Origin of the sequence: Vibrio ostreae (assembly GCF_019226825.1) — a bacterium.
In the GTDB taxonomy this organism is placed as follows: Bacteria; Pseudomonadota; Gammaproteobacteria; order Enterobacterales; family Vibrionaceae; genus Vibrio; species Vibrio ostreae.
Genome location: NZ_CP076642.1, coordinates 966,428 through 982,187, shown reverse-complemented (window position 1 = coordinate 982,187; position 15,760 = coordinate 966,428). Strand labels below are relative to the sequence as shown.

13 protein-coding genes are annotated in these 15,760 nt (G+C 50.0%); 4 read left to right on the top strand and 9 right to left on the bottom strand.

Features of this window, described 5'->3' with window-relative positions; genetic code table 11:
- Window positions 1–78: 78 nt before the first annotated feature.
- Window positions 79–1,929, bottom strand: a complete 1,851-nt coding sequence (locus tag KNV97_RS04240) for an ABC transporter ATP-binding protein (protein WP_218561608.1) — start codon at window positions 1,927–1,929, stop codon at window positions 79–81.
- 275 nt (window positions 1,930–2,204) lie between these two features.
- Entirely contained in the window at window positions 2,205–4,205 is a 2,001-nt protein-coding gene (gene glgX / locus KNV97_RS04235) for a glycogen debranching protein GlgX (RefSeq protein WP_218562132.1), read from the bottom strand.
- Between the two features lie 454 nt (window positions 4,206–4,659).
- On the opposite strand from glgX, the gene KNV97_RS04230 reads away from it, so the two are divergent.
- The 3 genes from KNV97_RS04230 to KNV97_RS04220 all read left to right on the top strand — a co-directional run bounded on the left by KNV97_RS04230 (window position 4,660) and on the right by KNV97_RS04220 (window position 8,335).
- A complete protein-coding gene (locus KNV97_RS04230) occupies window positions 4,660–5,970 on the top strand; it encodes a maltoporin (RefSeq protein WP_218562131.1) in 1,311 nt (436 codons plus the stop codon).
- 96 nt (window positions 5,971–6,066) lie between these two features.
- Entirely contained in the window at window positions 6,067–6,885 is an 819-nt protein-coding gene (locus KNV97_RS04225) for a MalM family protein (protein WP_136483700.1), read from the top strand.
- Between the two features lie 283 nt (window positions 6,886–7,168).
- Entirely contained in the window at window positions 7,169–8,335 is a 1,167-nt protein-coding gene (locus KNV97_RS04220) for a tetratricopeptide repeat protein (RefSeq protein ID WP_218561607.1), read from the top strand.
- 264 nt (window positions 8,336–8,599) lie between these two features.
- Here KNV97_RS04220 and sstT read toward each other — a convergent pair whose 3' ends face one another.
- The 6 genes from sstT to KNV97_RS04190 form a co-directional block, all read right to left on the bottom strand.
- On the bottom strand, window positions 8,600–9,817 hold the full coding sequence (gene sstT, locus KNV97_RS04215; protein ID WP_136483702.1) for a serine/threonine transporter SstT: 1,218 nt from the start codon (window positions 9,815–9,817) through the stop codon (window positions 8,600–8,602).
- Window positions 9,818–10,302: 485 nt separating this feature from the next.
- Window positions 10,303–10,746 carry a copper chaperone PCu(A)C gene (locus KNV97_RS04210; protein ID WP_407701866.1) on the bottom strand — a complete coding sequence of 148 codons (444 nt, stop codon included), beginning with the start codon at window positions 10,744–10,746 and terminating at the stop codon, window positions 10,303–10,305.
- Between the two features lies 1 nt (window position 10,747).
- Complete coding sequence (locus KNV97_RS04205; RefSeq protein WP_218561606.1) at window positions 10,748–11,380, bottom strand: SCO family protein; 633 nt, start codon at window positions 11,378–11,380, stop codon at window positions 10,748–10,750.
- The gene (locus KNV97_RS04200) at window positions 11,377–11,805 is read right to left on the bottom strand and encodes a hypothetical protein (protein ID WP_218561605.1); all 429 of its coding nucleotides are present in this window, start codon (window positions 11,803–11,805) and stop codon (window positions 11,377–11,379) included. The genes KNV97_RS04205 and KNV97_RS04200 overlap by 4 nt, the downstream gene beginning before the upstream one ends.
- A gap of 240 nt (window positions 11,806–12,045) precedes the next feature.
- Window positions 12,046–12,966 (bottom strand): DUF368 domain-containing protein, encoded by a 921-nt coding sequence (locus KNV97_RS04195; protein WP_218561604.1) that lies wholly within the window; start codon window positions 12,964–12,966, stop codon window positions 12,046–12,048.
- Window positions 12,967–13,375: 409 nt separating this feature from the next.
- Window positions 13,376–14,125 carry a PilZ domain-containing protein gene (locus tag KNV97_RS04190; protein WP_136483706.1) on the bottom strand — a complete coding sequence of 250 codons (750 nt, stop codon included), beginning with the start codon at window positions 14,123–14,125 and terminating at the stop codon, window positions 13,376–13,378.
- A 132-nt stretch (window positions 14,126–14,257) separates the two neighbouring features.
- On the opposite strand from KNV97_RS04190, the gene KNV97_RS04185 reads away from it, so the two are divergent.
- A complete protein-coding gene (locus KNV97_RS04185) occupies window positions 14,258–14,587 on the top strand; it encodes a GNAT family N-acetyltransferase (RefSeq protein WP_218561603.1) in 330 nt (109 codons plus the stop codon).
- Between the two features lie 79 nt (window positions 14,588–14,666).
- Here KNV97_RS04185 and KNV97_RS04180 read toward each other — a convergent pair whose 3' ends face one another.
- Window positions 14,667–15,647 (bottom strand): endonuclease/exonuclease/phosphatase family protein, encoded by a 981-nt coding sequence (locus tag KNV97_RS04180; protein WP_218561602.1) that lies wholly within the window; start codon window positions 15,645–15,647, stop codon window positions 14,667–14,669.
- Between the last annotated feature and the right edge of the window lie 113 nt (window positions 15,648–15,760).

Genomic DNA, 15,760 nt, shown 5'->3' with positions numbered 1-15,760 from the left:
GAGAAATTGTCTGGCGGGAAAAGGGTCAGCGTATACACGCTGACCCCGGGTTCTCGATAAATAGCAGGCTTGCAGCTTTTAAGCGACTTCGCCTTCGGTTTCATCGCAGCCGATAAAACCACCGGTCTGATGCGCCCATAACTGGGCATAGATTCCATTTTGCTCAATCAACTGCTGGTGGGAGCCCTGCTCAACGATTCGGCCTTGATCGAGAACGATCAAGCGATCCATTGCCGCGATGGTGGACAGGCGGTGGGCGATGGCAATCACGGTTTTGCTCTTCATCAGCTGATTGAGGCTTTCCTGTATCGCCGCTTCGACCTCAGAATCAAGCGCTGAAGTGGCTTCATCCATTACCAGCAGCGGGGCATCTTTTAGTAACACCCGCGAAATGGCAATGCGCTGACGTTGCCCGCCTGACAGTTTAACGCCACGCTCGCCGACTTGCGCATCATACCCGACATTGCCGTAGGGATCGGTCAGAGTCTCAATGAATTCGTGTGCATGTGCCTGTCTGGTAGCGCGCAGCAGGTCTGCTTCGCTGGCATCCGGATGGCTGTAGAGAATGTTGTCACGGATTGAGCGGTGCAGCAGAGAAGTATCCTGCGTCACCATGCCTATCTGACGGCGCAGCGAATCCTGGGTAACGCCTTTAATGTTCTGACCATCAATGCGTATTTCACCACTTTCCACATCGTGGAAACGCAGCAGCAAATTAACCAGTGTCGATTTGCCGGCTCCGGAGCGGCCAACCAGGCCGACTTTTTCACCGGGTTTGATGTGCAGGTTGAGGTGGTTGATCACCCCTTTGTTTTCGCCGTAATGAAAGCTGACGTCGTTAAACTCGATGCCACCCTTAGGTACATTCAGTTCGCGCGCGCCGGGTTTGTCTTCAATACTGATTGGCTGGGACAGGGTTTTCATGCCATCGACCACGGTCCCCATATTTTCAAACAGACCGCCCACTTCCCACATGATCCATTTCGACATGCCGTTGATACGCAGGGCCAGACTGATGGCAATCGCAATGGCACCCACGCTGATGGCGCTGTGCATCCACAGATAAATCGAAATCGCAGCAATGGAAAATACCAGCAGATAGTTGGCGATTTCTACCCAGATATTAAAGCCGGTCACCAGACGCATCTGGCGGTATACCGTATCGAGAAAACCCTCCATGCCTTCTTCGGCATACTGGGTTTCTCGCCGGCTGTGCGAAAACAGTTTTACGGTCGCAATATTGGTGTAGCTATCGACAATGCGTCCTGTCATGGTTGAGCGGGCGTCTGCCTGTTCAGCCGAGATCTTTTTCAATTTCGGCACAAAGCGGACCTGAATGGCTATGTAGGCCACAAGCCACAACAGCATCGGCATCATTAGGCGCCAGTCGGCCTGAGCCAGCATGACCAGCATCGCGGTGAAGTAGACCGCGACATAGACAAACACATCCAGCGTTTTCATCACGGTTTCCCGTACTGCCAGCGCGGTTTGCATCACTTTGGTGGCGATGCGTCCGGCAAATTCATCCTGATAGAATGACAGGCTCTGTTTGAGCAGATAGCGGTGTGCCAGCCAGCGGATTGACATCGGATAGTTGCCGAGCATGGTCTGGTGAATCAGCATGGAATAAACCGAGACCAGAATCGGCATGCCGATCAACAGCAGGAGTGATAATCCAATCAGGGTATTGCGGTTATCCTGGAAAAACGTTTCCGGATTGCTCGATGAAAGCCAGTCAACCAGCTGACCCATAAAACCAAACAGCGACACTTCGATGATCGCTATGGTGGTGCTCATCAGAGCCATGACCAAAAGTGGCTTTTCGTAGCCGCTGGTGTAGTGGCGGCAGAATGCCCACAACGTATCCGGTGGACGTTGGGGCTCGTTTTTCGGGAAAGCCTGAGTAAAGCTTTCAAACAATTTAAACATGAAACATCCTTTTGATTGTCCCGTAACGCTCTTCTGCTGGCCGGACAACGATGGGCTAACAGTGATGGGGCAAGAGTTTGATGACCCGGTGGCTGCGGCAGCCAGTATTATGCAACTGATTGTTTTCTGAGTCGTAACCAGTATAACCTGAATCCGTAGTTACGGGGCAGGATTCAAGCGAATCGGCCGCGCAGATGAAGGGCGATTTTTGTCACAGAGAATGACAACGCCCGGCTGGCGGGCGTTGTGGAAGGCTGTCAGACAATATGCCGGACTCAGGCTTTTTTAGCGCCGGAGGCTGGCGTTTTCTTAGCGTGCGTTTTGGGCTGGTAATGTAAAATAGTCATTGATATCGGCAACTGCAGGACTTCACCTTCGGCATGTCCCGGCTGAACCTGACGCATGTTGGTATCGCAGATGATTTTCCAGTCCTGTTTACGATCATTGGGCAGGACAAATCGGGCCGGAGCGTTGGTCTGGTTAATCAAATACAGCAGTTCCTGACCTTCTTCACCAATACCAATGTGCAGTGCCACGCAGCTGAGCCGGTTCCAGTCGTCATGTTCCATCAAATGACCATCGACCCGACGCCAGAAGATGCGGTTGAAATTGCGTTCCTCACCACTGAAAGCGCGGATGAAAGGCACCATGTAAGTCTGACGGGCTGCGACCATCTCAGCCAGCCAGTTCTTGAAATAAGACTTACGTTCTGACGGTGTCCAGTCGAGCCAGCTGATCTCGTTATCCTGACAATAGGCGTTGTTATTGCCCTTCTGGCTGTGGGACAGTACATCTGCGGTTAGAATATGCGGGATACCGAACGCAAACAGCAGGCTGGCCATAAAGTTGCGCTTTTGCCGCTCGCGGATAGTGCGGATAACCATGTTGTCGGTTTCACCTTCGACCCCATAATTATCTGAGCGGTTATCACCGTGACCGTCCCGGTTTTGCTCGCCGTTGGCTTCATTATGTTTGAGCTTGTATGACACCAAATCCTGCAGGGTAAAACCGTCATGATAAGTAATGTAGTTAACGGTCAGTTTATACGGCCAGTTGGCGGCACTGTATAAATCGCGCGATCCCATTAATCGGGTGGCGAACTCTTTCAGGTAGCCCTGATCACCACGCCAGAAACTGCGAGTAATATCGCGTAGTTTGTCGTTTGTCTCGTTCCAGCCAAATGGAAAGTTACCGACCTGATAGCCGTTGGGGCCGATATCCCAGGGTTCAGCGATGAGCTTGACCTGACGCAGTACCGGATCTTGAGCCACCGCTTTAAAGAAAGCGGCGTCACGACTGAAATCATCGCCGATACGGCCAAGAGTCGCCGCCAGATCAAAGCGAAAGCCGTCAACATGAAATTCACTAACCCAGTAGCGCAGCGTATCCATCACCAGGTTGAGTGATGCCTGATAAGAGAGATCTAAGGTATTACCGCAGCCGGTAAAATTAGCGTAATGCTTGCCATGTTTGAGGTAGTAGCTGGGATCAAGCGCTTTAAGGTTAAACACCGGGCCATCTTGACCACCTTCTGCAGTGTGGTTATAGACCACATCCAGAATGACCTCGATACCTTGCCTATGCAGCTCCCGGATGGTGGTTTTAAGTTCGGTGACGGCATCCTGACTGGCATAGCGCGGATCCGGCGCCATAAACAGATATGGGTTATAACCCCAGTAGTTAACCGTCTCCATCTCAAGTAAATGTGGCTCATGCATACATGCGGCAATCGGTAGCAGTTGCAGGGTATTGATCTGCTGCTGACGATAAAACTCCAGCATAGGTTCGCTGACAAGGCCAAGATAAGTGCCGCGCAGCGCACTATCGACTTGCGTGTGAAGTTTGGTCGCGCCTTTGACATGGGTTTCGAACAGGACCATTTCGTCGCGCGGACGATTGGGTTTCGCGACATCCTGCCAGTCAAAGTGACTATCCGTGACCACGCATTTGGCCAGAGAAAAACTATCGCGCAGTTGAAACGGAACTTTGTAAGTCAGGTTTTTGTCCAATGCTTTCGCATAGGGGTCGGAAATATAGAAAAGTTCTTCATCACTCTGGATTAAAAAGCCGTACCGTTGACCAGCCTGAATACCTTCGAGGTAAATGTGCTGAATCCCGGCGTATTGGTCTGCAAAGGGATGAGTTTGGTAACTGCCGTCAGAGTTGAACAACGCCAGTAACAGGTTTTTGTTAGCCGGTGCATACACAGCAAAATTGCATCCATCTGGATCAAGTGTTGCACCTAAAGGGTAAGGGCGAGAACGAGTCGTTTTCATCATATCCAGTCGTTGTTGTTATTGGCGTAATATTAACCATCATTTTTTAAGTAAAAGGCTTTGGCCGTTCAAGGTCAAGAGCCTGGTCACATATTTTATAATGTAATTTTATTTCAGAAGTGCATGGCTAATACGTTGAAATTGTGATCAAATATGCATTTTGTATTCCAGGATCCTGGAAGTTAATGATCTCCTCCGCCCCGAAATTCGTGATCAGCCCTAAAGAAAGACCATACCTGTAATTTTCTACGCCTTTCTACTCCCCCTTAATAATCTCAAGGGGTGGAGGAAGTGTGCCTGTCGGCCGTCAAGTAATCTGAGTTGCAGTTGAAACAAACGGGGTTTACCCCATCACCCTCTGACGTTAAACCCATCTTTTCTGCCTTTTAGAGACGTTTAGCCCGCCAGAGAGTGACGAAAATTCCGATAAAAACGACCCTAAATGGAGTTAATGATGAAAAAAGTAAGTGTAATCGCTGCCGCAGTGGCTGCTTCTCTGGCAGCAGGTTCCGCATTCGCAGTGGATTTTCATGGCTACATGCGTGCTGGTGTCGGTGTCAGCGCCGACGGTGGTCAACAAGTAACTTATGAGAAGAATAAAGTTGGTCGTCTGGGCAACGAAGGTGATATCTACGGCGAAGTTCAGCTGGGTCAGGAAGTCTACAACAACAACGGCAAAACGTTTTATGTTGACTCTATGGTTGCGATGACCTCTAACGGCTCGAATGACTGGGAAGGTACTGGTACTAACTGTGGTTTGAATGACGCAGGTGATGGTGTGGATTGTGTTGATGATGCTGAATTTGCGCTGCGTCAGTTCAACGTTCAGGCGAAAGGGGTGCTGGGCTTTGCACCGGAAGCCACACTGTGGGCCGGTAAACGCTTCTACCAACGTCACGACATCCACATCAGTGACTTCTACTACTGGAACATTTCCGGTGCCGGTGCAGGTATTGAAGGTATCGAAACCGGTCCGGGTAAATTATCTCTGGCTTGGGTGCGTAGTGATCGCAACGACAATTTTAGTTTAGGTTCAAATAACCCAGGTGATACTCCGGATAGCGGCAACAGTGGCGGCGCTGTGAACGTGAATACGCTGGACGCGCGTTATGCAGGTATCCCTTTGTGGGACAACGGCTCACTGGAAGTCGGTGTGGATTACGCGATCGTAAATGAAACGGACAGCGCTTCTCAGGCTGCAAAAGATGCGAAAAACGGCGTGATGCTGACCGCTGAACTGACTCAGGGTCTGGCGAACGGTTTCAACAAAACGGTCGTCCAATACGGTACCGAAGGTTATTCTAAAACCATGGCCTTCTATGGTGACGGCAGCTGGTACGGTGCAGAAGCTAAGAGTGGCGCTGATGGCTACCGCCTGATTAATACTGGTGTGGTTGGCCTGGGTGACAGCTGGGAACTGGGTCACCAACTTGTGTATGGTGTTGGCCAGGACATGTGGGATGGTCAGGACAAATACGAAGCGATGTCCGTTGTGGTTCGTCCTGTTTACAAATGGGATGAGTACAATAAGACTATCTTTGAGGCAGGCTACGCAGTTGATGACAACGACGGAGACAAAAATAAATTTGGTAAGCTGACAGTGGCGCAAGCCTGGTCTGCCGGTTCAAGTTTCTGGGCTCGTCCTGAAATCCGTCTGTACGCGTCTTACCTGACTAACGATAACGATGGCGATTCCAACGTGTTCGATAATGGTACTTCTGATAATTCATTCCAGTTTGGTGTACAAGCCGAAGCTTGGTGGTAATTATCTGATTTTTAAAACTAATAAACTGTCCTAAACTAATACAGCCAGATAGACTCTGGCTGTATTTCTTTCAAGCAGATATTGAGGTAAACGTTAATGAGAAAATGGCTTACTCCCATATTGTTAGGGATGGTGGTGACCGGTTGTACATCCGTAGATCCTGTTGAAATGGATTCGCAGGGAGCGCAGCAAGTCATTACTCAGGCAGAACAGATCAGCTGGACTCCGCTCGCGGTGCCGGTGACGACTGAGTTTGCGCTCACCGAGAAAAGCCAGATTTTGCTGGATGGTCACAGTGCCGGCGCGATTGCGGGCTTTAAGATCCCGGGCAACCGCGGTAGCCTGGATATGCAGATCGAAACGTTTGTCAGCCAGGATATGCAGTTCTATGCACCAAATGTCGAGGTGCTGAACAGCAAGGGTGAGTCGATTTATCATGCAGATTTTGCCCAGTTTAAATATGTTCCGGCCAAGCTGCTCGACAACGACAAATTTGTTCTAGATTTCAACGTGATTCCTGACATGAGTGGTCAGGACTTGCACGTGCTGATTTACACCACTGCTGAGGATATCAAAGGCAGCAGTACCATCATGCATCCGGCCAAAGCGTTCGCGATTGCGCGTCATACTCAGCCGCCTGATATTGCCGACCCGCAAGCCAAGCACAGCTCATTAGGCCAATTTCGTTTGTCTGTGTCAGCTAACGATATCATCAATCGCAAGATTGTTAACCAGAACGACAATATACCACAGGGTACTGAGCTGACCGGGTATTACCACACCGCGATTGAGCGTTCGGTCGAAGCCAACGATATTCCAAAAGCATTGAGCTTACTCGATGAAGCCAAAGCACTGGGTATCCAGGGGGCTCAGGAAGTGTTTGTTAAAGCGGTGAATCGTAAATCGGCTCAGTGATTTTTCTCTGTCCACAGTGGGTGAACAGTCAATTGCGGTTCACCCTTAATTTGTTTGTCACTAGCCAGACACGTTGCGAGCCCCATGTGTCTGCGCTCAAATCCTATCTTCAATAAGATTGTCAGTACCGCGCTCTAATGGAGTGCGGTACCATGGTCATCTATCCTGCTGGGATGATATTACGCAGGCCTTCATTTATTCAGCACTGTTAGCGCATATCAGACTCAATCTTTTGGCGTTTCAGCCGATACAGTGCACAAAGTACAGATAAAGAATTAATTGTATGAATACCATAGGGATCGCGATTGGCGCGACAGGCTTATCACTGATACTGATTTTTGTCTGGATGATTTCACTTTCGGTGCGTAAAAAGCGCCTGGAAGCTGAGAAAAAAGCGCGTGAAGAAGCGTATCGTAAAGCTCTGGAGCGTCAGCGAGATCTGGAGCGTAAAGAGCGCCTGCAAAAAGCAGAGTCCGGCCATGTACCGACCATGCTGTTTCTGGCCAAAGAAGCGGAACGCAGCAATTTGCGCGAAGCTCTGTTCTGGTATGAAAAAGCGGCCCAGAGCGACAGCATTCCCGGCATGTATGGCATCGTAAGATTATGCCAACGGATGCGTGACGATGTGATTTTAAAAGAAAAAGCCAAGTTCTGGCAGAATTATCTCCGTGGTGTGGAAGGTGACAACACCGCAAAGTATGAGGCAGGACGTGCACTGTTTCATGGTCGCGGTGTGGAGACAGATGTCACCAAAGGTATCGCTATCATTCAGGAAGCGGCTGAACAACACTATATCGACGCCATGTTGTTTATGGGCGAGTGGTGCGTGTCACACGATAATATAGCGCCAGCTCCGGGTGACTCGACTTACTGGTATTCTAAGGCAGCCAGCCTGCATAGCCTGGAAGGCATGATGAAACTGGGGATGAATTATATCAAAGGCGTCGGGGTAAGCAGTGATTTTGCCAAAGGTATTTACTGGCTTGAGCGGGCCTGTGAAAAAGGTCATGCTGAAGCCATGTATCATTGTGGTCAGGCTTGGATCGAACGTGGTGCTCACGGTAAAGCGAATGCCTACATCTGGTTGTTTCTGTCGGTATTATTCGGTTACGAACCTGCCAAGGCTCTGCGCGATCAGGTAGGCAGTCAGATAGGTGTGGATTCAGTGGTTGGTCTGCAGTCGCTGGCTAAGCCTTTGCAGAAGAAAATTGCCTCCGGTACGGTACGGAAACATTCCATTATCCGTGCGCTGAATAAACTGTATAAACGCGGTGTGCCGATACCCGATGTGGCGGATCCCAGTGAGGATACGCAAGAGCCCGGGCTGCACCGTGATGAGTTTGGCGTTGATGGCGAACTGCTCCAACCGACCCAGTTACCCGCGGATCAGACGGAAACGAAGCCGTCACCAGCAGTGAATTTTTCGCACACTCCGATGGACCGTTATTAGTACCTGAGAGCGCTTACGGCTTATCGCCGACAGTAACTCTCTTTCAACAGTAACTGTCTTTCAACAATGACTCAGGTTCAACAATGACTCAGGCTAATTGTCGCCTGAGGTCATGACACCGTACCTTGTTTCATTCAGACGCCGATTACTGACCGTTGACCTTGATCAACGGTCAGTAGTGAGTACAAGCAGTGAGTACATAAGACAGATCAAAAATGCCCCGACACAGCGGGGCATTTTCATGTCTAACGATCAGCTTAGTGATTAAGCAGCCGGTTTATGTTCTGAGTGACATACTGCTGCGGTAAACACAACGTCCGTCGAACTGTTTAGTGCAGTCTCTGCTGAGTCCTGAATCACGCCGATAATGAAACCGACACCGACAACCTGCATCGCAACTTCATTCGGGATACCAAACAGACCACAAGCCAGTGGGATCAGCAGCAGTGAACCACCTGCAACACCTGATGCGCCGCAGGCAGAAATTGCCGCAACCACGCTTAGCAGCAGCGCTGTCATCAGGTCGATTTGAATACCCAGAGTATGCACTGCAGCCAGAGTCAGAACGGTAATCGTGATCGCTGCGCCGCCCATGTTGATGGTTGCACCCAGAGGAATCGATACAGAGTAGGTGTCTTCGTCCAGTTTCAGGCGTTCACACAGCGCCATGTTGACCGGAATGTTGGCTGCACTTGAACGGGTGAAGAACGCAGTTACACCGCTCTCACGCAGACACTGCAGAACCAACGGGTATGGATTGGTGCCTGTTTTGATGTAAACAATCAGCGGGTTTACGAGCAGGGCAATGATCAGCATTGCGCCAAGCAGAACCGCCAGCAGTTGCGCGTAGCCAGCCAGCGCGCTGAAACCTGTGGTCGCGAAGGTCGAAGAAACCAGGCCAAAAATACCAAATGGCGCGAGACGAATAATGAAACGCACGATTTGAGAGACGCCGTGGCTCAGATCTTCAAATACCGCTTTGGTGGTTGCAGAAGCATGGTGCAGCGCCAGACCAAGGCCGATAGCCCAGGCCAGAATACCGATGTAGTTAGCAGACATCAGGGCATTTACCGGGTTGTCGACCAGTTTGAATAGCAGAGTATGCAAAACTTCAGCAATGCCTTGTGGTGGCGTTGCCCCTTCAGCACCAGCAACCAGCGTCAAAGTGGTCGGGAACAGGAAGCTTAGTAATACAGCGGTCAGCGCTGCGGCAAAGGTTCCCAAAAGGTATAGAATGACGATCGGGCGCATAAAGGTATGCTGGTTTTTCTTTTGGTTGGCGATAGACGCGGCAACCAGAATAAACACCAGAATTGGTGCAACGGCTTTGAGTGCACCTACAAAAAGGCTTCCGAGTAAACCCGCGTTTTGTGCAGATTCCGGTGCGACGAGTGCCAGCAGGATACCAAGGATGATACCTGCCAGGATTTGCAGCACCAGGTTACCGCGCGCAAAACGGGCAAAAATATTGTTGCTTTGCATTAGTTATCCCTGAGATGAAAATAAAGTTCAGTTTGTAGTTATTTCAGTGAATATCACTGAAGGTAGCCAATATTAACGTCACGGGATAATGTGTCTAGGATTAATTGTTCGTTAGAACAAAAAATTACCGCTTATGTTGAATTGCAACACATTTTAGGATTTTTGTTAAATACTTGTAGTTGACTTGGTTGTGAGCGGATTGGTCAGGTATTTGGTGTGTTGAATTATTTTCAGACTATTGTACCGCTCTCAGAAAAGAGCGCAGTCCCTTGTTCTGACTGCTATGCGTCTGGTTTGTTATTGAGTGCGCAAAGCCAGCACCGAATGACCGTTTGGTTCTAAAAGCGAGTGGAATAAGGTGTCATTAACGTTCTGGTTACATTTTCTGAATGGTGGCGGGGGCAGCAGATATCCGTGGCGTGATGAAGAAAAAGAGCGGGAAGTAAAAGTGCCGGCAGTTCAAGCGCGCGGCACTGAACGCCATATTAATGCTGATGCATTCCTGCCATCACCTTTTTTACCGGGGCATCAAAACGGTAGTGGTCGCCATTTTCTAATTGCAGTTCGACCTCAATGTTCATACCTGCCATCAGGGGCTGGGGTAAATCAAACAACATAATATGAAAACTGCCGGGTTTGAGTTGCAGCGAGCCGCCGGCCGGTAGTTTAAAAGAAGTGACCTGACGCATTTTCATCATGTCACCCTCGGTGATCACGTCATGCAGTTCTGCTTTGCCCGCTGCCGGTGTCAGCGCTGCCACTATGGAATGGTCCTGGTTGTCATGGTTGCTGATAGTGGCGAATACGGCACTGGTGACCGCATTGGGCGGGGTCGCGCGGGCATACGCCTGGCTCACTTCTAGGGTGGTGGCTGATAGTGTCATCGGACTTAGCAGGACGGCCGCTAATAAGCACATTTTGATCATCACTTTACTCTCCTTGTGATGGGGGGATATTCGACGTTGCAGACAGAACTTGCTGAATTGCGGCGATGAGCGGCGCCGGGTTCTGGGTGTGAGGCACCTTAGTGATCAGGCTGCCATCCGGACGAATAAAGTAGAAATAGGAGCTGTGGTCCAGGGTATATTGCAGCTTGGAGTCAGGTAATTCAGTCTTGCGGAAGATCACGCCATATTGATGAGCCAGAGCTGTCGTCACCGCGAGCGGGGCAGACAAACCTTCCAGCATCGGATGGAAGTAATGGGCATATTTGGCCGAGTCGGCGGCGTTATCTCTTTCCGGATCAAGAGAGATGAACATCGGGCGTAATTGATCCAGAGCTGTATCATCCAACTGATTCAGCGCTCCGGCTAACATCGCCAGTGAGGTAGGACACACGTCCGGGCAACGGGTGAAGCCAAAATAGAGAATGCGGATACGGTTGTCGTTTCGGTCAAACACCTCGACCGCTTTATTATTTTCACCATATAACACCACCGACTTAAGCTGTGTTGCGTTTTGTGGCGGTGGCATCGGCTGCTGTTGATGTGTGTCGAGATAGTTTTTTAGCGCGAAGCCAAGCGCAAAAGCCACCACCAGGATCAGAGACCAGTTTTTACTCATCGTTGCATCCTTATTGCCGGATAGACAGTTTGTCTGCCATCGGTCAGAGTACCAAGCCAGGTCATATCGCCTGCGGTACAGACTGGCAGGACGATATCAGCAGTAAAAATCCCCTGCTGATTGCGCTGCAACTTAAAGCGCACTTCTCCCATCTCCATTTCCAGACCTTGCATGGAGAGCAGCAGAGTCTCTGCAGCGGTGTCCGGCCAGTCTATGTGAATGAGGGTTGCAACCAGTGGCTGCACATGGTCGTCGGCCATTGTCATGGTGACGTTGTGTTGCTGGCAACTGATGGTGGACAGGGTGCAGTAATCGCCCAAGTCAGCCGGGCGATGTCCCTGCTGAGAAAAATCGGTCATCTGGGCGGCAAAAAAGCCGCCGGTCAGCGCTAAAAGGATGCAGCCAATGTGAAGTGTTCTTTGCATTCGGACGGCTCAGATCATCGAAGGCTACAGCGACGTTGTCTGCTATTGCCAGGTTTAACATCACAACACAGTTACGCCAGTCACGGGAATGACGTAATTAAGGCAAGACTAGCACATTGCATAATAAGTGGCTGTGAGCAAAGGGGAAAATTGTGATAGTGCGGTAGAAATCTGGGCCTGGCGCAGGGGCGATATGAATAACAAAGGTGGCCGCAGCCACCTTTTGTGTTGGTCAGTTGGTCACATGTCGTGACGGCTGGCATATTTCTCCAGGCCTAATACCAGAGCAATCGCACATACCATGAACAGGATGGCGATACCTAGTTGAGCTGGCTGGGATGTTACGGATTCAAATTCAAAAGGACTGAGATTATGTTGCAGCAGCGGTACTTGTTCACCGTGTGAATTGGTGCGCCAACTGAGAGTCTCTTTCCAGGGCCAGATTTTCGGTAGAGTCCCCAGCATCAGGCCGGTGAGAAAAGACAGCGTGACGTCACGATAGTGGTTCAGCAGCCATGACAGCAGGTGAGAGAAGCAGAGCAAGCCTGCCACACAACCGAGCACAAACAATCCCAGCACACTGCCTTGCAACGATTTCACCGCATCAATAATCGGCGTATACATACCGATCAGCAGCAGGATAAAGCTACCGGATATCCCGGGTAGAATCATCGCACAGATGGCAATGCTGCCTGCCAGCAGAATATTGAGGCTGGTAAAATCCATACTAAGAGGCTTGATTACGGTAATCGAATAGGCGAACGCCACCCCGAGTGCCAGACAGCACCAGCGGGACACACTTTTTTGCTGAACCTGACGCAGAATATGGTACACAGAGACCAAAATTAAACCGAAGAAGAAAGACCAGGTCGGGATGGGATGGGTTTCCAGCAGCCAGGAGATGAGTTTCGCCAGGCTGACGATGCTGGTGATGATGCCGCCGAACAATGCGATCAGAAATCCGCCGTTGATATGACGAAAAGCGGCAGCAAAACCTTCTCGTCTCCATAAGCTGAGTAAACGTGGGTTAATGCGGCGAATACTTTCTAACAGGGTATCGTATACGCCGGTAATAAAAGCAATAGTCCCCCCTGACACGCCGGGTACAACATCCGCAGCGCCCATGGCGATACCTTTTAAAAATGTAGTGATGTAATTCATTACTAACCTTATTAGACCAACTGATGACGGCAGTATACCCAAAAAGGCGAGTCAAATCCGACCGATAAATTGAAATTATCGTTAAACAATGTCAGCGTAGATTAAGTGATGAGTTGCGTATCAAAATGCGTGTTTTTGCATTTTGCAATTTTTAAAATGCAAAAACATGCTGAAGATTGAGGTGAATGTGCGCAGAACAGGCCGAAAAAGCGCTTTTCAAGTTGGCACGCTTAATGCATAATATGTATCGACCCTTATTAAGCCGAGGGTCACCTAGCCAACTGACGTTGTTAGTGAATCGATATTTGTTCACATCATATATAAGCCAATCGCACCATTTGCGGTTGGCTCTTTTTTATCTGTCGTTGGTCAATCCTGCCTGCAACTCCAAGTCGTTTGGGGCTAGTCTTTATTCCACGTTCAAGGTTAATTTCGTACCGTTGAATTTGAGTCGTGCCAGCAAATTTTTAGCGTTGGTCTTACCCTGATCGTTAAATTCCAAGCCGTAACGGGCATAATGCATTGAGCGCTGTAAGTTACAGATTTTACCAGTCAGCGGCGCAAACACTTTACTGCTTCTGCGGTCTGCAAACAGCTCGACGGAGACCAGATCTCCCACCTGATAGGTACGGCCAACCGGAGCGGTAATGAAACGACAGCCACTTTTAGACAGATCCCGGACTTCGCATTCCGCTTTTTGTTCACCCAGGTAAACCTTGCCGGACAAGTTGACCTCGTAACGCGGTTCTTTACGTAGCTGGGTGACTTGCATGGTGTTGGGAATGGACAGCATCGCCAGCGCTATCGGCTCTTGCATAATGTGCAGTAGCTGGCTGCGAAAATGCAGCATAGCGCCTTCCCCACGTGGGGAAATGGCTCGGACGTTGATCCAGAATCCTTCCTGAAAGAAAAAGTTGAGATCTTCTGCTGAGACCTGTGGAATCTCTATCAACAGATAAGTATCAGAATGCGTGCCAATAAAAGGGGTTTTACAACTGAATTTAGTTCCGACCGGGGTAGTGATGCTTAAAGTCAGCTCACTGCCGTGTTCCACCATCGCCAACGCATCTGTGCTGTTGAGAGTCGACACATTTTTTTGTCGGGCGCTGGACTTCGAGCTTCCATGCTCTTGCGGTGTTGCCACTGACTGTGCGCGCATTATGGTCTCCGTATTATTGACTGCTTTTATGCTTTTTTTCTGCAGTTAAGCACATTTTATGATTAGATAATTTGAGATTCAATGTGATGAGGCGACAATTTCTTTGAGTTATTTATCAAAATTGGAGCAAAAATGAAGCGGAACAGCTCGCATACGGCGTCGGATGAGGCTGGCAATTACCATGAAGTGGTGTTTGATCAACAGCAGCAGATTCGGGTGCATCTGGAGGGCGACGACTGGGCCCGGATGGACTATTACCTGGAGGGGAGAGTGATGACAATAACCTCAACCCGAATTCCCGAATCACTGCGTGGCAAGGGATACGGACAAGTCATGATGGAGTGCATTCTACCGTTGCTGGAAGCGAGACAATGGCAGCTGATTCCACGTTGTAGTTACGTTGCACACTATCTGCAGAGCCATTCCCGATGGCAGCACTTGATCAAGACGGCGGGATTATAATCTGCCTGGGGCAAGGATCAATGCTGTCCGCCTTGCGATGCTTTAAGGTGAACCGGGCAGTGATAGCGCTCATTATTATTTAAAGCGGCAACTCGCTATTCCCGGCTATGGTTTTAGCGCACTGCAAGGTCACGGCAACCAGGGCGTGATCGCTGGCAAAGCGGTCGGCTTCTGAGTGCGGATTGACCAGATGGTGATCTTCCACATGATAATCGACCACGGTTGCCACCGGATGGTCGGCGTCCTGGGTAAAGTCGCTGCTGAGCAGGATATAGTCGAGCACCTGACCACTGGCGCCACTGTAATGGGTCGGTTTCCGTGCTCCTGCGTGACTATGGCTAAAGAGCTCCCAACTGTCGTGCAGATGATAGGGCAGTAAAGGTGCAAAAGTATCAGGCTGGCGGAAACGATGAGTCGCGCGCAGCGCATTGAATTCCATGCTGCTTAGCACCTGGTTGAAATCGCCCATCAGTACCATGGGATGGCCATACTGGCGTTTGCGCTGCACCATGGCCTGATGAAGCAGATGCGCCTCTTGTCCTCGTTGCATCGCGGATTGCCAGCGTCCGTAGAGCTCTGTTTGCCAGGCATCAACCAACCTGGCGTCTTCCTCGCTTTCCAGCATTGAACGTTGGGATTTAAAATGCACCACATACACATCCACCAGGCCGAGCGCCGGATGGATGAGGGTTGCACGTAGCGGCTGACGTTGAAAACTGAACCCCTCCACCGTCACATCGATCTGCTTGACCTCGATCAGTTCGAAACGCGAGGCAATCGCGACGACAGGCGATGAATAAATGTAGCCATCGCTGATTTTGGGTTGATCGACCACCGCGAAATAAGGGTACCCCAACTCCGTCACTTGCTGTTGCAGAGCCTCTGGCGTGAATACTTCCTGGAAACCAATCACATCGGCATTCAGCGCGGCGAGTTTACGATTTAGCCAGGCTTGTTTCTGCTGCCACTGGCCAGCTTCGTAAATATTGTTAAAGTCATAAAACGCGTTCGGCGGCGCCAGATAATTGAGCAGATTGGCAGTAGCAAATCGGATATGCATAGCAGTCCTCGGCAGTCAGGTATGATGTCAGCGTTCGTTCAACAGGTATTGGTGTTAATGTTGTGCTACAGAAAGGTTACAGTGCACAGAAGTTTAGGTAAACTGGCCGCCTG